Source organism: Kocuria sp. SM24M-10 (assembly GCF_001027955.1).
Classification (GTDB): domain Bacteria; phylum Actinomycetota; class Actinomycetes; order Actinomycetales; family Micrococcaceae; genus Kocuria; species Kocuria oceani.
In genome coordinates this window covers 1-15,648 of the sequence record NZ_LDNX01000055.1, presented here as the reverse complement: position 1 = coordinate 15,648, position 15,648 = coordinate 1, and the positions used below count along the sequence as shown (strand labels likewise).

General features: G+C 73.6%; 14 protein-coding genes. 11 read left to right on the top strand and 3 right to left on the bottom strand.

All coding sequences use genetic code 11. The features are described from left to right. Positions 1 to 235: 235 nt before the first annotated feature. Complete coding sequence (thrS, locus tag ABL57_RS06715) at positions 236 to 2,353, top strand: threonine--tRNA ligase (RefSeq protein WP_047802685.1); 2,118 nt, start codon at positions 236 to 238, stop codon at positions 2,351 to 2,353. Next, positions 2,350 to 2,928 carry an HIT domain-containing protein gene (locus ABL57_RS06710; protein ID WP_047802684.1) on the top strand — a complete coding sequence of 193 codons (579 nt, stop codon included), beginning with the start codon at positions 2,350 to 2,352 and terminating at the stop codon, positions 2,926 to 2,928. Before thrS ends, ABL57_RS06710 begins: the two co-directional genes overlap by 4 nt. Positions 2,929 to 3,010: 82 nt before the next feature. Here the strand turns inward: ABL57_RS06710 and ABL57_RS06705 are convergent, their stop codons facing one another. The 3 genes from ABL57_RS06705 to ABL57_RS06695 form a co-directional block, all read right to left on the bottom strand. Then, positions 3,011 to 5,119, bottom strand: a complete 2,109-nt coding sequence (locus ABL57_RS06705) for a M3 family metallopeptidase (RefSeq protein WP_053004796.1) — start codon at positions 5,117 to 5,119, stop codon at positions 3,011 to 3,013. A gap of 73 nt (positions 5,120 to 5,192) precedes the next feature. Continuing rightward, positions 5,193 to 5,477, bottom strand: coding sequence for a hypothetical protein (locus ABL57_RS06700; protein ID WP_238985995.1), 285 nt, complete (start codon positions 5,475 to 5,477; stop codon positions 5,193 to 5,195). 11 nt (positions 5,478 to 5,488) lie between these two features. Beyond that, positions 5,489 to 6,214 (bottom strand): GAF and ANTAR domain-containing protein, encoded by a 726-nt coding sequence (locus ABL57_RS06695; protein WP_053004795.1) that lies wholly within the window; start codon positions 6,212 to 6,214, stop codon positions 5,489 to 5,491. A gap of 308 nt (positions 6,215 to 6,522) precedes the next feature. Here ABL57_RS06695 and ABL57_RS06690 point away from each other — a divergent pair, with 308 nt between their 5' ends. The 9 genes from ABL57_RS06690 (at position 6,523) to secF (ending at position 15,612) form a co-directional block, all read left to right on the top strand. Continuing rightward, complete coding sequence (locus ABL57_RS06690) at positions 6,523 to 7,830, top strand: Mur ligase family protein (protein ID WP_047802682.1); 1,308 nt, start codon at positions 6,523 to 6,525, stop codon at positions 7,828 to 7,830. 11 nt (positions 7,831 to 7,841) lie between these two features. Then, positions 7,842 to 8,564, top strand: a complete 723-nt coding sequence (locus ABL57_RS06685) for a type 1 glutamine amidotransferase (RefSeq protein ID WP_047802681.1) — start codon at positions 7,842 to 7,844, stop codon at positions 8,562 to 8,564. A gap of 317 nt (positions 8,565 to 8,881) precedes the next feature. Then, positions 8,882 to 9,643, top strand: coding sequence for a YebC/PmpR family DNA-binding transcriptional regulator (locus tag ABL57_RS06680; protein ID WP_047802680.1), 762 nt, complete (start codon positions 8,882 to 8,884; stop codon positions 9,641 to 9,643). 26 nt (positions 9,644 to 9,669) lie between these two features. Beyond that, positions 9,670 to 10,266, top strand: a complete 597-nt coding sequence (ruvC, locus tag ABL57_RS06675; RefSeq protein WP_047802679.1) for a crossover junction endodeoxyribonuclease RuvC — start codon at positions 9,670 to 9,672, stop codon at positions 10,264 to 10,266. A 97-nt stretch (positions 10,267 to 10,363) separates the two neighbouring features. Continuing rightward, the gene (gene ruvA / locus ABL57_RS06670; RefSeq protein ID WP_047802678.1) at positions 10,364 to 11,005 is read left to right on the top strand and encodes a Holliday junction branch migration protein RuvA; all 642 of its coding nucleotides are present in this window, start codon (positions 10,364 to 10,366) and stop codon (positions 11,003 to 11,005) included. A 2-nt stretch (positions 11,006 to 11,007) separates the two neighbouring features. Continuing rightward, complete coding sequence (gene ruvB, locus ABL57_RS06665; RefSeq protein WP_047802677.1) at positions 11,008 to 12,129, top strand: Holliday junction branch migration DNA helicase RuvB; 1,122 nt, start codon at positions 11,008 to 11,010, stop codon at positions 12,127 to 12,129. 100 nt (positions 12,130 to 12,229) lie between these two features. Continuing rightward, the gene (gene yajC, locus ABL57_RS06660) at positions 12,230 to 12,679 is read left to right on the top strand and encodes a preprotein translocase subunit YajC (protein ID WP_047802676.1); all 450 of its coding nucleotides are present in this window, start codon (positions 12,230 to 12,232) and stop codon (positions 12,677 to 12,679) included. A gap of 90 nt (positions 12,680 to 12,769) precedes the next feature. After that, on the top strand, positions 12,770 to 14,593 hold the full coding sequence (secD, locus tag ABL57_RS06655; protein WP_053004794.1) for a protein translocase subunit SecD: 1,824 nt from the start codon (positions 12,770 to 12,772) through the stop codon (positions 14,591 to 14,593). Beyond that, complete coding sequence (secF, locus tag ABL57_RS06650) at positions 14,593 to 15,612, top strand: protein translocase subunit SecF (protein WP_047802675.1); 1,020 nt, start codon at positions 14,593 to 14,595, stop codon at positions 15,610 to 15,612. The genes secD and secF overlap by 1 nt, the downstream gene beginning before the upstream one ends. Positions 15,613 to 15,648 lie beyond the last annotated feature (36 nt).

Below are 15,648 nucleotides of genomic sequence, written 5' to 3'. Positions count from 1 at the left end.
CGGGCCCGGTTGCTGCCGGGGCCGGCACGGGCCGGGCTCCGCCGGGCCGGAGCGCCGGGCGCGGCCGCCCAGCAGGCCGGGCCCGGCCGCACCCCCACTGGTCAGCACCGGTGCGCACCGGTCGGCACCGCACCGGACGGGTACCATCGATGCAGTGCGCGCCGCCCGCCGGTGCCGCTGCCGCGTGCCCCCCGTACGGGTGCGTGCCGTTGCCGACCGAAGGAGACCCCTCCCCATGACCACCGCGCCGGAGCACCAGCCCGAGTCCGCACCCCTCACGATCACCGTCGACGGCGAGCAGCGCACGGTGGGGACCGGCACCTCCGCCGCGGAGCTGTACCGCGAGGAGCGCTCCGTGGTGGTCGCCCGCGTCAACGGTGTGCTGCGGGACCTCGCCACCGAGCTCGCCGACGGCGACGCGGTGGAGCGGGTGCTGATCTCGGAGCCGGAGGGACTCGAGGTGCTGCGCCACTCCACGGCCCACGTGATGGCCCAGGCCGTGCAGCAGCTGCACGAGGACGCGAAGCTCGGCATCGGCCCGTACATCACCGACGGCTTCTACTTCGACTTCGACGTCGAGCAGGCGTTCACCCCCGAGGACCTCAAGGCCATCGAGAAGCGGATGCAGCGGATCGTCAACTCCACGCAGTCCTTCCGCCGCCGCGCCGTGAGCGAGCAGGAGGCCCGGGCCGAGATGGCGGACGAGCCGTACAAGCTCGAACTGATCGGCCTGTCCCAGGGCCCCGGCTCGGGCGGGGACGTGGACGCCGCCGCCGAGGGCGCGTCCGTGGAGGTCGGCGCCGGCGAGCTGACGATCTACGACAATGTGGACCGCAAGACCGGGGAGACGGTCTGGAAGGACCTGTGCCGCGGCCCGCACCTGCCGGACACCAAGCTGATCGGCAACGGCTACGCCCTCGTGCGCTCGGCCGCCGCCTACTGGCGCGGCTCCGAGAAGAACAAGCAGCTGCAGCGCATCTACGGCACGGCGTGGCCGTCCAAGGAGGACCTGAAGGCCTACAAGGACCGCCTCGCCGAGGCAGAGCGGCGCGACCACCGCCGGCTCGGCGTGGAGATGGACCTGTTCTCCTTCCCGGACGAGCTGGGCTCCGGCCTGCCGGTGTTCCACCCGAAGGGCGGGATCATCCGCAAGACCATGGAGGACTACTCCCGCAGCCGCCACACCGAGGCCGGCTACGAGTTCGTCTACACCCCGCACATCACCAAGGGCCACCTCTACGAGGTCTCGGGGCACCTGGACTGGTACCGGGAGGGGATGTTCCCGGCCATGCACGTGGACGAGGAGCGCGACGCCGAGACCGGCCAGCTGACCAAGCAGGGGCAGGACTACTACCTCAAGCCCATGAACTGCCCCATGCACAACCTCATCTTCCGCTCGCGCGGCCGGTCCTACCGGGAGCTGCCCCTGCGGCTGTTCGAGTTCGGGCAGGTCTACCGCTACGAGAAGTCCGGCGTGGTGCACGGCCTGACCCGGGTGCGGGGCATGACCCAGGACGACGCCCACATCTACTGCACCCGTGAGCAGATGAAGGCGGAGCTGACCACCACCCTCACGTTCGTCCTCGACCTGCTCAAGGACTACGGGCTCGACGACTTCTACCTGGAGCTCTCCACCAAGGACCCGGAGAAGTTCGTGGGCTCGGACGAGCTGTGGGAGGAGGCCACGGCGACCCTGGCCGAGGTCGCGGCGGAGTCCGGGCTGACCCTGGTGCCGGACCCGGGGGGCGCGGCCTTCTACGGCCCGAAGATCTCGGTCCAGGCCAAGGACGCGATCGGGCGGACCTGGCAGATGTCCACCATCCAGCTGGACTTCAACCTCCCGGAGCGCTTCGACCTCGAGTACCAGGCCGCGGACGGCACACGGCAGCGCCCGGTGATGATCCACCGCGCGCTGTTCGGCTCCGTGGAGCGCTTCATGGGCGTGCTCGTGGAGCACTACGCCGGGGCGTTCCCGGCGTGGCTGGCCCCCGTCCAGGTGGTGGCGATCCCGGTGGCCGAGGCGTTCAACGACTACCTGCAGGGCGTGGTGGACACCCTCCGGGCCCGCGGGGTGCGCGTGGAGCTCGACGCCGGCTCGGACCGGTTCCCCAAGAAGATCCGCACCGCCTCCAAGGAAAAGGTGCCGTTCGTGCTCATCGCCGGCGGGGAGGACGCCGAGGCGAACGCCGTGTCCTTCCGGTTCCGCGACGGCTCCCAGGACAACGGCGTCCCGGTCGGCGAGGCCGTCGAACGGATCGTGGCGCACGTCCAGCGCCGGGTGAACGAGGAGCCGACGGCCGCCCTGCCCGAGGACCCCCAGGCCGCCGCGGAGACGGCCGGGGTCGGGCAGTGACCGGCCGGGCGCCCGAGGGCGGGCCTCCGCACCACTGGATCCGCCAGGACGAGTTCGAGATCCCGGGGGTGCCCGACAGCTTCCAGCGGCTGTGGACCCCGCACCGGCTCGCCTACGTGCGCGGCGAGGACCCGTCCGTGCGGGAGGACCCCGGGTGCCCGTTCTGCCACGGCCCGCAGCGCGCGGACGAGGAGTCCCTCATCGTCCACCGCGGCGAGCACTGCTTCGTGATCCTCAACCTCTTCCCGTACAACCCCGGGCACCTCATGGTCTGCCCGTACCGGCACGTGGCCGACCTGACGGAGCTGGGGGAGGAGGAGCTGCGCGAGCTCACGGACCTGACCCGCACCGCCGTGTCGACGATCCGGCGGGTGGCCTCCCCGCACGCCTTCAACGTGGGGATCAACCTGGGGGCCGCGGCGGGCGGGTCGCTCTCCGGGCACCTGCACCAGCACGTGGTGCCGCGCTGGAACGGGGACGCGAACTTCATGCCCGTGCTCGCGGGGACCAAGGCGATCATGCAGACCCTCGGGGACACCCGTCAGGACATCGCCGACGCCTGGCCGGAGGCCTGACCCCGGAGCGGGCCACGGCCCCGCCGGGTGCCCGGCCCGCTCCGGGCGCCCGGCGGGGCCGTGGCGCTCGGCCGCGGGCTGCTCAGGCCCGGTCCCCCCGGTCCGGGCCCCCGGCCTCCGGGGCCGGGGCGCCCCGCCGCCGGTGCACGAACTCCTCGCGGGGCAGCAGCCCGCGCCGCTGCAGCAGGGCGCCGAGCTGCGGGCGCCGGCCCAGCAGCGCCTCCACCGCCTCGAGGGGCGCCGTCTCGTTGCCGCGGGAGAGCACCTCCTCCGCGAAGCGGCGGCCGTTCTCCCGGGTGAGCCCGCCGTGGGCGGTGAACCACCGGGCGGTGTCCGCGTCGAGGATCTCGGACCAGATGTAGGCGTAGTACCCGGCGGAGTAGCCACCGGCGAAGATGTGCTTGAAGTACCCGGTCCGGTAGCGCGGGGCGATGCCGGGCACGTCGATCCCGGCCCGCTCCAGGGCCTCCTGCTCCACGCTGCGCGGGTCGGGCAGCCGGGACGGGTCCTCGATCCCGTGCCAGGCGAGGTCCAGCCAGGTCGAGGCCAGGTACTCCACGGTCCGGAAGCCCTGCCCGTGCGCGGCGGCCTGCCGGAGGGCGGCCAGGGCGGCCTCCGGGACCGGCTCCCCGGTGCGGTGGTGCCGGGCGTAGTGCGGGGCGACGTCCGGGTGCAGCACCCACATCTCGTGGACCTGCGAGGGGTACTCGACGAAGTCGCGGGGGACCTTCGTGCCGGAGAACGAGGGCAGGTGCACGTCCGAGAGCAGCCCGTGCAGGGCGTGGCCGAACTCGTGGAAGACCGTGGCCACCTCGTCCAGGGTCAGCAGCTTCGGGCGACCGGCGGGCGGGCGGGTGAAGTTGGCGTTGTTCACGACGACGGGCCGCTGCCCGGTGAGCCGGTTCTGGTGCACGAGCGAGCCCATCCAGGCCCCGCCCTGCTTGGTGGGCCGGGTGAACCAGTCGCCCAGGAACAGGCCCACCTCCTCCCCGTGCTCGTCGGTGACCTCCCACACCCGCACCTGCGGCAGGTAGCCGGGCAGATCGGGGCGCTCGGTGAAGACCAGCCCGTAGAGCTCACGGGCGGTGCGGAAGATCCCGTGCTCGAGCACCGACTCCAGCTCGAAGTACTCCCGCAGCGCGGAGGTGTCCACGTGGTAGCGCTCCCGGCGCAGCCGCTCGGCCCAGTACGGCCAGTCCCACGCCTCGATCGGGTGGCCCGCGAGCCGCTCCAGCTCGGCGCGCTCCTCGAGCGCGTTGCGCACCGCGGGCCCGGTGATCCGCTCGAGCATCTCCTGCACCGCCTCGGGGGAGGGAGCCGTGCTGCCCGCCATGACGTGGTCGCCGTGGCTGCGGTAGCCCAGCAGCCGCGCCTGCTCCGCGCGCAGCCGGGCGATCCGCGCGGCCAGGGGGCGCAGGTCCGTGCGGCTCTGCGAGCCCTCACCGTCGAGCCCGCCGGTGCCCCGGTGGACGGCGGCCAGGTGGATCCGCCGGCGCAGCGCGCGGTCCGTGAGCACCGACAGCACCGGCTGGACGGTGAACAGCGCGGGCGTGAGCAGGTAGCGTCCCCGGTGGCCGTTCTCGGCGGCCGCGGAGGCGGCGGCCTCGATGTCCGCGGGGTCCATGCCGTCCAGCGCCTCGGGGTCGTCCACCACGACGGCGGAGGCGTTGACCTCCCGGAGCAGGTCGTTGCCATAGCGGATGCTCAGTGCGGAGAGCTCGTCGTTGACCTCCCGCAGCCGCTGCTGGTCGTCCAGCCCCAGCTCCGCCCCGGAGCTCTGGAACCAGGAGACGTACTCGTCCAGCGCCCGCAGCTGCCAGGGCTGCAGGTCCGTGCGGTCCACCCGCCGGACCCGGGCGTAGAGCTCCTTGTTGAGCGTGAAGTCCGCCTTGTGCTCGGCCAGCCGCGGCGCGAGCTCCTGGTAGATCCGCTGGACGCCGGCGGTGTTGTGCGCGGCGGTGAGGGTGAAGAAGACCGACTCGACCCGGTCCAGGGCCAGTCCTCCGCGCTCGAGGGCCTCGACGGTGTTCGCGAACGTGGGCGGCGCGGGGTCGGCCAGGACCGCCCGCACGCACTCCAGGTCCTGGGCCATCGCCGCTTCGAAGGCCGGCAGGAAGTGCTCCTCCCGGATGCTCCGGAAGTCCGGCAGCTCGTAGGGCAGCTCGCTGGGGCGCAGGAGGGGGTTGTCCAAGGCTCAGTCCCTGTCGGACTCGATGGGTGGGCACGTTCGCTGGAACACCCTACCGGGACGGCGCCGTCCCCGGTCAGTCCGGGAGCGTGCCCGGGTCCCGGGGGGCGCCGGGCAGGTCCGCGGAGTACGGGGCCCGCGGCGCCCCCGGCCGGAGCAGCCCGTTGGCCGCGTGGGCCAGGAGGTCGCGCTGGAAGGGCGGCAGCCCCAGGCACTCGTGCAAGTAGGCGTCGACCTCGACCGTGCCGGCGTCGCCGCCGAGGCTGAAGTAGTCCATCCACAGCCGGCCCAGACCGATCCCGGCGTCCTCCACGGCCAGGCGCAGCAGGCGGGCCTGCTGCGCGGCGCCGTCGTCGTCCACGGGCGCACCCATCAGAGCTGGGGGTCCGGGGCGCGCTCGAGCACCCGGGAGGCGATCCGGGTCAGGGGCAGGTCCAGGGCACGGGAGGCGTGCAGCAGGGTGGCGCGGGCGCCCTGCGCGTCCGTGCCGTGGCGCTCCATCAGCATCCCGGTGGCGAGGTCGACGGCCCGGCGGTCGGCCAGGGCGGCCCGGAGCGAGGCGCTGAGCCGGTTCGGCGCGTCCGGCGCCAGGGCCGAGCCCAGCAGCGTGGCCGCGGCCCCGGCCAGCAGGCCCAGCACCTGCTCCTCCCGGGCGGAGAAGGCGTGCGGGGCGGCGGCGTAGACCTTCATCGCCCCCAGGGCGTGCTCGTGCTCCTGTCGCACCAGCGGCACGCTGAGCACCGAGCGGATCCCCTCCCCGGCGGCGGCCGCGGACCAGGCCGGCCAGCGCCGGTCCTCGGTGGTGTCCTCGACCCGCTGGGCCGCCCCGGTGGCCCAGGCGCTGAGGCAGGGTCCCTCCCCGAGCTCGTACTGCAGGGCGTCGGCGGCGTCCACGGACCCGCCGGTGGAGCCGGTCGTCCTCCGCCGGCCGGCCTCGTCCAGGAGCGAGACCCCCGCTCCCGTCGCGTCGTCGACGAGCACGCACGCCGCCTCCGCGAGCCGCCGCGCCGCCCCGGCGGCGCCGTCCTCGCTCAGGAGCATGCCGCTCAGTCGGGCGAAGACCATGCTCAGCTCGACCATGGGACTGTCGGTCTCCACCCGTTCCCTCCGTCCACTGGCTCTGTTCGCAGGCTCCGACCGAGGCCCGGGGGAACCACCGCGGCCACCGGCTCCGGTCTTGGTCCATCCAGCGTACGCGCACGTCCCACCGGGCGCACTCGATCGCCCGCCGCCTGCCCGGCACCGCCTGCCCGGTACCGCCTGCTCGACACCGGGCGAGGAACCCTCGGGCCGCGACGGAGTCGGAGTGGCGGCCGGACGGGCTCGGTGGCCGGGACCGGCTCACGACCCCGCGGGGCGCCGCGACGAGCCGCCGCGCCACGGGCGGGCCGCCCGCACGCCCTAGGATGGAGCGCATGTCCCGACCCCACGTGCGCCTGCTCGGCCAAGGCATCCGGTACCTGACGACCCTGCGCGGAGGAGGCTCCGCCTTCCCCGGCCTCGTGATGGAGAAGCTGCACCCCGGGTTCGTGGCCGAGCAGCTCGGGCGGCTGCCGCACGGGGTCGTGGTCGTCAGCGGCACCAACGGCAAGACCACCACCACCAAGATGGCCGTCCAGCTGCTGCGCTCGCAGGGGTACAAGGTCTTCACGAACCGCACCGGCTCCAACTTCGTGCGGGGCGTGGCGGCGGCGCTGCTGGGGGAGATGAGCCTCACCGGCCGGCTCGACGCCGACATCGCCGTGCTCGAGCTCGACGAGGCCCACGCGGTGCACTTCGTCAAGCAGGTCCGGCCCCGCCACGCCCTGCTGCTCAACGTCATGCGCGACCAGCTCGACCGCTTCGGGGAGATCGACACGACCCGCCGGATGCTCGCCCAGATCGCCGCGGCCACCACGGGCACCGTGGTGCTCAACCGGGAGGACCCCCGGATCGTGTCGCTGGCCGAGCACGTCCCGGACGGCACCGACGTGCGCTGGTTCGGCCTCGCGCCGGAGCTGCGCCGGATGTTCCCCTCCGACGACGACATGCGCTCCGCCGGCGGGCCCGAGGCCGAGGAGGACCACGAGCGCGAGCTCGCCCCGCGCCCGGCCGCCGAGGTGGAGCTGACCTCCTTCGCGGCGAACCGGGTGCACCTCACGGTGGGCGGCGAGGACGTCGAGGCCACCGTGGAGCTCTACGGCGTCTACAACATCTACAACGCGGCCGCGGCCCTGGCGCTCGTGCTCGCCGTCGCCGGACCGGAGGCCGACCGCTCCGCACTGGTGGACGAGCTCTCCCGCGTCACCCCGGCGTTCGGGCGCGGCGAGACCATCCACGTCGACGGCCGGCCGCTCCAGCTGCTGCTCGTGAAGAACCCCTCCGGGTTCCGCCTGTCCCTGGCCTCGGCCCGCCCCGGCGACTACGCCACCATGGTCACGATCAACGACGAGTACGCCGACGGCCGGGACGTGTCCTGGCTGTGGGACGTCGACTTCCACTCCCTGCGCGAGTCCGGGGTGGACGTCGTCGGCGGCACCCGCGCCTGGGACATGGCGCTGCGCCTGGACTACGACGAGGTCCCCGTGCACGACGTCGTCCCCGACCTCGGCGACGCGCTGCGGCGCTTCGTGGCCGCCGCCGGCGACCGGCCCATGCGCGTCTTCTGCACCTACACGTCCATGCTCGAGCTGCGCCGGGAGCTGTCCCGCGTGGCCGAGGTCGCCGAGATCTGAGCGGAGCCCCCATGACCGACCGCACCGTCCACCTCGTCCAGCTCTACCCCCGGGACATGAACATCTACGGCGACTGGGGCAACACCCTGACCCTCAAGCGCCGGCTGGAGAAGTACGGCTACGCCGTGCGGCTGTCCGACCACGACCCCGGGGACCCCTTCCCCGCCGACGCCGACCTGCTCGTGGGCGGCGGCGGGCAGGACTCCGGGCAGTTCCGTGTCCAGGAGGACCTGCAGCGGATCGCCCCGGAGCTGCGCGCGATGGCCGCCGACGGCGTCCCGATGCTGGCGATCTGCGGGCTCTACCAGCTCTTCGGCCACGAGTTCCGCACCGGTGCCGGGGAGACCCTGCCCGGGATCGGGATCCTGGACCTCACCACGGTGGGCGGGCCGACGCGCCTGATCGGCAACATCGTCCTGGAGTCCCCGGAGTTCGGCACCGTGGTCGGCTACGAGAACCACTCGGGGATCACCCGGCTGGGCCCCGGACAGGCCCCGCTCGGCACGGTGCGCAAGGGCGCCGGCAACAACGGCGAGGACGGCACCGAGGGCGCGCGCGTGCACCACGTGGTGGCCTCCTACCTGCACGGGTCGATGCTGCCGAAGAACCCCGCCGTGGCCGACCACCTCATCCGGGCCGCGGTGGAGCGCCGGTTCGGGAGCTTCGACGCCGAGCCGCTGGACGACACGCTCGCCGAGCGCGCCCGGGCGGTCGCCGTGGCCCGTCCCCGCTGATCCGTCCGCCCGGCACGGGCCGCGCCCTCCGGGCCGGCCCGTTACGGCAGGCCCGTTCCCGTCGGCCCGTTACGGCAGGCCCGTTCCCGTCGGCCCGTTACGGCAGGCCCGTTATGGCAGGTCGGTCGCGGCAAGCCCATCCCCGCAGGCCGGTTTCCGCAGACGGCCGGGAGCGGACGGCGCCGCACCCGGTAGGATGGAGCAGGACTTTTCCGGTCCGTCCGGCCCGCCGCCCGGACGGACCGCTCCGGGACGGCAACCGGCGGCTTCCGAGACCCCGAGCACGACGTCCCGTCACGACTTCCGAGGAGGAATGCATGTCAGGTCACTCCAAGTGGGCCACGACCAAGCACAAGAAGGCCGCGATCGACGCCAAGCGCGCCAAGGCCTTCGCCAAGTACATCAAGGGCATCGAGGTGGCCGCGCGCATGGGCGGGGCCGACACCGCGGGCAACCCGGCCCTGGACCTCGCCGTGTCCAAGGCCAAGAAGAACTCGGTGCCGGTGGCGAACATCGACCGCGCGATCAAGCGCGGCGCCGGGCTGACCGGCGAGGTCGTCGACTACACCGAGATCCTCTACGAGGCCCGCGGCCCGCAGGGCACGGCCCTGTACATCGAGTGCCTCACGGACAACAAGAACCGCGCCGCCTCCGAGGTGCGCGTGGCGGTGACCCGCAACGGCGGCACGATGGCCGACTCCGGGTCCGTGGCCTTCCTCTTCGAGCGCAAGGGCGTCGTGGAGGTCACCCGCACCGACGGGCTCACGGAGGACGACGTCCTCATGGCCGTCCTGGACGCGGGCGCCGACGAGGTCGTGGAGCAGGAGGAGGTCTTCGAGGTCGTCTCCGAGGCCACCGACCTGCCCGCGATCCGCGCCGCCCTCGACGAGGCCGGGCTCGAGTACAACAACGACGACCCGCAGTTCCGTCCGAGCATGCTCGTCGAGCTGGACGCCGAGGGCGCCCGGAAGTTCCTGCGCCTGGTCGAGGCCGTCGAGGAGCTCGACGACGTGCAGAACGTCTACTCCAACGCGGACATCCCCACCGAGGTCCTCGCCCAGCTCGACGCCGAGGACTGACCACGGCCTCGCAGCGGATCCTCGGGGTGGACCCCGGGCTGACGCGGTGCGGGTTCGGCCTGATCGACATGGCCGGCAACCGCACCGCGTCCCTGGTGGACGTCGGCGTGGCCGGCACGGACGCCGCCGACCCGCTCGACGTGCGCGTGCTGCGGATCTGGGAGGCCGCCGAGCGGTGGATCGAGCGCTACCGTCCCGACGCCCTGGCCCTGGAGCGGGTGTTCGCCCAGACCAGTGTGAACACGGTGATCGGCACCGCCCACGCCTCGGGGGCCGTCATCGCCTCGGCGGCCCGCCACGGGGTGCCGGTGGCCTGGCACACCCCGTCCGAGGTCAAGGCCGCGGTCACCGGCGAGGGGAGGGCCGACAAGGCCTCGGTGGCCCGCATGGTGGTGCGGATCCTGCGGCTCGAGGAGGCGCCCCGGCCCGCCGACGCCGCCGACGCCCTGGCCATCGCCATCTGCCACGGCTGGCGCGGTGGCGGCACGGGCGTGGACGCGACGGCCCGGACCGAGACGCACCAGGGGGCCCGTCCCCTCGCCGCCGCCCGCTCCGGGATGACCCCGGCCCAGCGCGCCTGGGCCGAGGCGGAGGCGCGGGCCCGCCGGGGCGGGCGCGGCTGAGTCGGCGGCCCCTGCTAGAGTGGCGGCGAGCCGTCATTCGTAGATTTGTTCGAGCAACCGTTCCCGGTCCCGCCGGGGCACGGGAAGGAGGCGCGCGGTGATCGCGTCCATCACGGGACAGGTCGAGCACGTCGGCCTCACCACCGCCGTCGTGGCGGTGGGCGGCTTCGGCGTCCAGGTCCAGGCGACCCCCGAGACGCTGTCCGGGCTGCGGATCGGGGGAGAGGTCCGGCTCGACACGGCGTACGTGGCGCGCAAGGACGAGTCCCCGCTGCTCTTCGGCTTCCGCAGCCCCGCCGAGCGCGAGGTCTTCGAGATCATGCTCGGGGTCAGCGGCGTCGGCCCCCGCACCGCCCTGGCGGTGCTCTCCGTGCTCGGCCCGGACGACGTCCACCGTGCCATCGCGCAGGGCGACGCCAAGGCGTTCACGGCCGTGCCCGGCATCGGCCCCAAGGGCGCCCGCCGGATCGTGCTGGAGCTGGCCGACAAGCTGATCGTCCCCGACCGCCCCGCCCCGGCCGCCGCCGCGCCCGTGGAGCCCTGGCGGGAGCAGGTGCTGGAGGCCCTCGTGGGGCTGGGCTGGAACGAGAAGGACGCCGCCCGCGGCGTCGCCGACGCCCTCGCCGGCCGCGAGGAGCTGATCGCCTCCGGGGACGTGCCCGCCATCCTGCGCACCGTGCTCGCGTGGCTCGGCGCCGCCAAGGCCGGGGCCCGCGCCGGCGCGGAGCGGGGGGCCTGAGCATGGCCCGCGAGGACGGCGCCGCCGTGAACGCCCGCGACCGGCTCGTCTCCCCGGTCGACGAGCCCGACGAGAAGCAGCTCGAGTCGGCCCTGCGCCCGGCCAACCTGGACGAGTTCGTGGGGCAGAAGCGGGTGCGCCAGCAGCTGTCCCTGGTGCTGGAGGCCTCCCGGCTGCGGGGCCGCTCCGCCGACCACGTCCTGCTCTCCGGCCCGCCCGGGCTGGGCAAGACGACCCTCGCGATGATCATCGCCGAGGAGATGGGCGCGCCCCTGCGGATCTCCTCCGGCCCGGCCATCCAGCACGCCGGCGACCTCGCGGCGATCCTGTCCTCCCTCACCGAGGGGGAGGTGCTGTTCCTCGACGAGATCCACCGCATGTCCCGGCCAGCCGAGGAGATGCTGTACATGGCCATGGAGGACTTCCGGGTGGACATCGTGGTCGGCAAGGGCGCCGGCGCCACCTCCATCCCGCTGGACCTGCCGCCCTTCACCCTGGTGGGCGCCACCACCCGGGCGGGCCTGCTGCCCGGCCCCCTGCGCGACCGCTTCGGCTTCACCGGCCACCTGGAGTTCTACTCCGTGGAGGAGCTCGAGCTCGTGCTGCGGCGCTCGGCCGGGCTGATGGACCTGGCGATGACCGCCGAGGGCTTCGCCGAGGTGGCCTCCCGGTCCCGGGGCACCCCTCGCATCGCCAACCGGCTGCTGCGCCGGGTGCGGGACTGGGCGCTCGTGCACGGCATCGACCGGATCGACGCCCGCACCTCCTCCGCGGCCCTGGACATGTACGAGGTGGACGCCCGCGGCCTCGACCGCCTGGACCGGTCGGTGCTCGAGGCGCTCGTGACGAAGTTCGGCGGGGGGCCGGTGGGCCTGTCCACGCTGGCGATCGCGGTGGGGGAGGAGACCGAGACGGTCGAGACCGTCGCCGAGCCCTATCTGGTCCGCGAGGGCCTGCTCGGGCGCACGCCCCGGGGGCGGATCGCCATGGCGGCGGCCTGGGACCACCTGGGCCTGGCCGTCCCGGAGCACGCGGCGTTCCAGGACCCCGGGCTGCGGGCCGCCTTCGGCGCAGCGGCGAGCCCGTCCGCGGGCGAGGACGCCCCGCCCCTGTTCGAGGACTGACCGGCGGCCGCCGCGCGGATCCGCCGGTGGATGTCCAGGACGCCCCGGGTTCCATCACCTACCATGGGACGGACACCCACCACCGATCGAACGGAAGTCCGTGAGCTCGCTCCTCCTCACCCAGTCCCTCTCCGCCCAGGCCGCCCAGCCCACCGGAGGCGGCACCTCCTGGCTGCTGCCGTTCATGCTCGTGGCCCTGGTGCTGCTGGTCTGGCTGCCCATGCGCCGGCAGAAGAAGGCGATGGCCCAGGTCAAGGAGAAGCAGGCGGCCATGGCCCCGGGCACCGAGGTCATGACGAACTACGGCCTCTACGGCACCGTGCGCTCGATCGACCGGGACGCGAACAAGGTCGTCCTGGAGATCGCCCCGGGCACCGAGGTGACCGTGCACCTGCAGACCGTCACCACCGTCGTCGAGGAGGCGGCCCCCGCCGCCGGCACCGCGGCGGCGGCCGAGCCGGAGGTGCGCGACACCGACGGCACCGGCTCCAGCCCGGTCGACCCGCTGGACGACGACTCCCGGCGCGATCCCGGACCGCGCAACGACTGATCCCCCCTTCGGGGCGACGGGCCGACCGCTGGTCGGCCCGTTCCCATGAGCAGGCCCGGCCCGACCGGGCCGTGGTGCGTAAGGAAGACCATGGCACTGACCACACGCAAGACCTCCGGTGCTCCCCCCGCCCCCGGGCGGGGCGGGGGGAGCACCGCGCCGGCGCGCTCCGGCGTGCGGGCCGCCCTCTCGGGCGCCCGCCGCGCCCTGATCGGGCTGCTCGTGCTGCTGGCGCTGCTGGGCGGGCTGCTCGCCTGGGGCGCGGGCACCGACCGCACCGGGTGGGGGCCCAAGCTCGCCCTCGACCTCGAGGGCGGCACCCAGATGATCCTCTCCCCGTCCCTGCAGGGCGAGGAGGCCGGCCAGGAGGTCACCCCCGAGCAGCTGGACCAGGCCGTGGAGATCATCCGTCAGCGCGTGGACGGCTCCGGCGTGGCCGAGGCCGAGATCGCCACCCAGTCCGGCAGCACCATCGTGGTGTCCATGCCCGGGGTGCCCTCGGCCGAGACCCGTGAGCTGATCCAGACCTCGGCGCAGATGAACTTCCGTCCCGTGCTCACCACCGCGGCCGCCGAGCCCGTGCCCGAGGACCAGCGCGTGCCCGAGGGCGAGCTGCCCGAGCCCGCCGCCGAGCCCGCCGACTCCTCCGACCCCAACTGGATCACCCCGGAGCTGTACCGGCAGTTCGAGGAGACCGACTGCACCGCACCGCAGTCCCCCGAGGAGCGCGAGGCCCAGGACGCCGACGCGCCCGTGGTCGCCTGCGAGCCCGAGACCGGGACCAAGTACCTCCTGGGCCCGGTGGAGATCCAGGGCACCGGGATCGAGGACGCCTCCTACGGGACCGCGCAGAACTCCCAGGGGGTGTCCCTGAACCAGTTCGCCGTGAACCTGCAGTTCGGCCCGGACGCCACCGAGCGCTTCCGGCAGCTCTCGGAGCGCCTCTACGGCATCGGCCAGTCCACCCCCGAGGACCCCCGCAGCCAGTTCGCCATCCTGCTGGACGGCCAGGTGGTCTCCGCCCCGCAGATGAACGCGGTGATCTCGGACGGCCAGGCGCAGATCACGGGCAGCTTCACCGAGGAGCAGGCCCGCTTCCTCGCCGAGCAGCTGAAGTACGGGGCGCTGCCGATGAGCTTCCAGATCCAGTCCGAGCAGCAAATCTCCGCCACCCTGGGCGCCGACCAGCTGCGGATGGGCATCGTCGCCGGGATCATCGGCCTGGTGCTGGTGTGCGTGTACTCCCTCTTCCAGTACCGGCTGCTGGGGCTCGTGACCATCAGCTCGCTCGTGGTCGCGGGCGTGCTCACCTGGCTGGCCATCACCCTGCTGGGCTGGTCGGCGAACTACCGGCTCTCCCTGGCCGGCGTCGCGGGCCTGATCGTGGCGATCGGCCAGACCGCCGACTCCTTCATCGTCTACTTCGAGCGCATCCGCGACGAGATCCGCAGCGGCCGCTCCATCCCCGCGGCGGTCGACCACGGCTGGCGGCGGGCCCGGCAGACCGTGCTCGCGTCGAAGGCCGTGAACCTGCTGGCCGCCGTCGTGCTGTACTTCGTGGCGGTGGGCAACGTGCGCGGCTTCGCGTTCACCCTCGGGCTGACCGCGATCGCGGACCTGCTCGTGGTCTTCCTGTTCACCCACCCCGTGATGGTGCTGCTCGCGCGCACCCGCTACTTCGGCGGCGGCGGCAGGCACTCCGGGCTGAACCCGGAGGCCCTGGACGCGGTGCCCCTGTACCGCGGCGCCGGGCGGCTGCGCGAGCCGGGGACCGGTGACGGGCTGACCATCGCCGAACGGCGCCGCCGCGCGGCGGAGGGGGTCCCGCCGGACCGGCCCGGCGAGCCCGCACCGCAGGACGCCCCGGTCGGCGCGTCGTCGTCGTCGGCCCGCACCCCCGAGGAGAACGCCTGATGTCCCGGTTCGCTGATTTCGGCAACGCCCTGCACAGCGGGCGCACCTCCTACCCCTTCGTGGGGCGGGCGAAGCTGTGGCTGGCCATCGCCGCCGCCCTCGTGGGGCTGTCCCTGCTGGTGCCCGTGGCCAAGGGCGGGTTCAACCTCGGCATCGACTTCACCGGCGGCTCCGAGTTCACCGTCTCCGCGGTGGCCGACCCCCAGGTGGAGACCGGCCGCGAGGCCGTCGCGGAGTCCTCGGACGCCGCGGAGGTCGAGGTCACCAACATCGCCCCCGGCACGATCCGGGTGCAGACTGAGCAGCTCGACGACGACGAGACCCTCGCGGTCAAGGACGCCCTGGTCGAGGCCTACGGCGTGAGCGAGGACGAGGTGACCTCCACGTTCGTCGGGCCCACGTGGGGCGCCGGCGTGACCCGGCAGGCGCTGCAGGGGCTCGTGGCGTTCGTGGTGCTGGCGACCGTGCTGATGGCCCTGTACTTCCGCACCTGGAAGATGTCCGTCTCGGCGATCGCGGGCATGATCGCGTCCGTCGCGATCACCGCCGGGGTCTACTCCCTCGTGGGCTTCGAGGTCACCCCCTCCGCGGTGATCGGCTTCCTCACGGTGCTCAGCTACTCCCTCTACGACTCCGTGGTGGTCTTCGACAAGGTCCGGGAGAACACCGAGGGCCTGCTCGACGGCACGGCCCCGCCCGAACGGGCCGGGCGGCGGTTCTCCGACCAGGTGAACCTCGCCGTGAACCAGACCCTGGTGCGCTCGATCAACACCTCCGTGGTGGGCATCCTGCCCGTCGGCTCGATCCTGTTCATCGGCTGGCTCGTGCTCGGCGCGGGCACCCTCAAGGACCTGTCGCTGTCGCTGTTCGTCGGCATCATCGTGGGCACCGTCGCGACCCTGTTCGTGGCCTCGCCGATGTACGCCCTGCTGCGCTCCCGGGACGCGGACGTGCGCGAGCAGGAGGCCCGGGCAGGCGCCCCGGCCGAACGTGCCGCCGAGGAGGCCGCGGCGCACTAGACTGGGGTCCACCGCAGGGCGGACCGCGCAGCCGCG

Excerpts from the sequence above, each read along its gene's own strand:
- thrS (WP_047802685.1), top strand. The coding sequence starts at position 236 with ATGACCACCGCGCCGGAGCACCAGCCCGAGTCCGCACCCCTCACGATC.
- ABL57_RS06690 (WP_047802682.1), top strand. The coding sequence starts at position 6,523 with ATGGAGCGCATGTCCCGACCCCACGTGCGCCTGCTCGGCCAAGGCATC.
- ABL57_RS06685 (WP_047802681.1), top strand. The coding sequence starts at position 7,842 with ATGACCGACCGCACCGTCCACCTCGTCCAGCTCTACCCCCGGGACATG.
- ABL57_RS06680 (WP_047802680.1), top strand. The coding sequence starts at position 8,882 with ATGTCAGGTCACTCCAAGTGGGCCACGACCAAGCACAAGAAGGCCGCG.
- ruvB (WP_047802677.1), top strand. The coding sequence starts at position 11,008 with ATGGCCCGCGAGGACGGCGCCGCCGTGAACGCCCGCGACCGGCTCGTC.
- secD (WP_053004794.1), top strand. The coding sequence starts at position 12,770 with ATGGCACTGACCACACGCAAGACCTCCGGTGCTCCCCCCGCCCCCGGG.
- secF (WP_047802675.1), top strand. The coding sequence starts at position 14,593 with ATGTCCCGGTTCGCTGATTTCGGCAACGCCCTGCACAGCGGGCGCACC.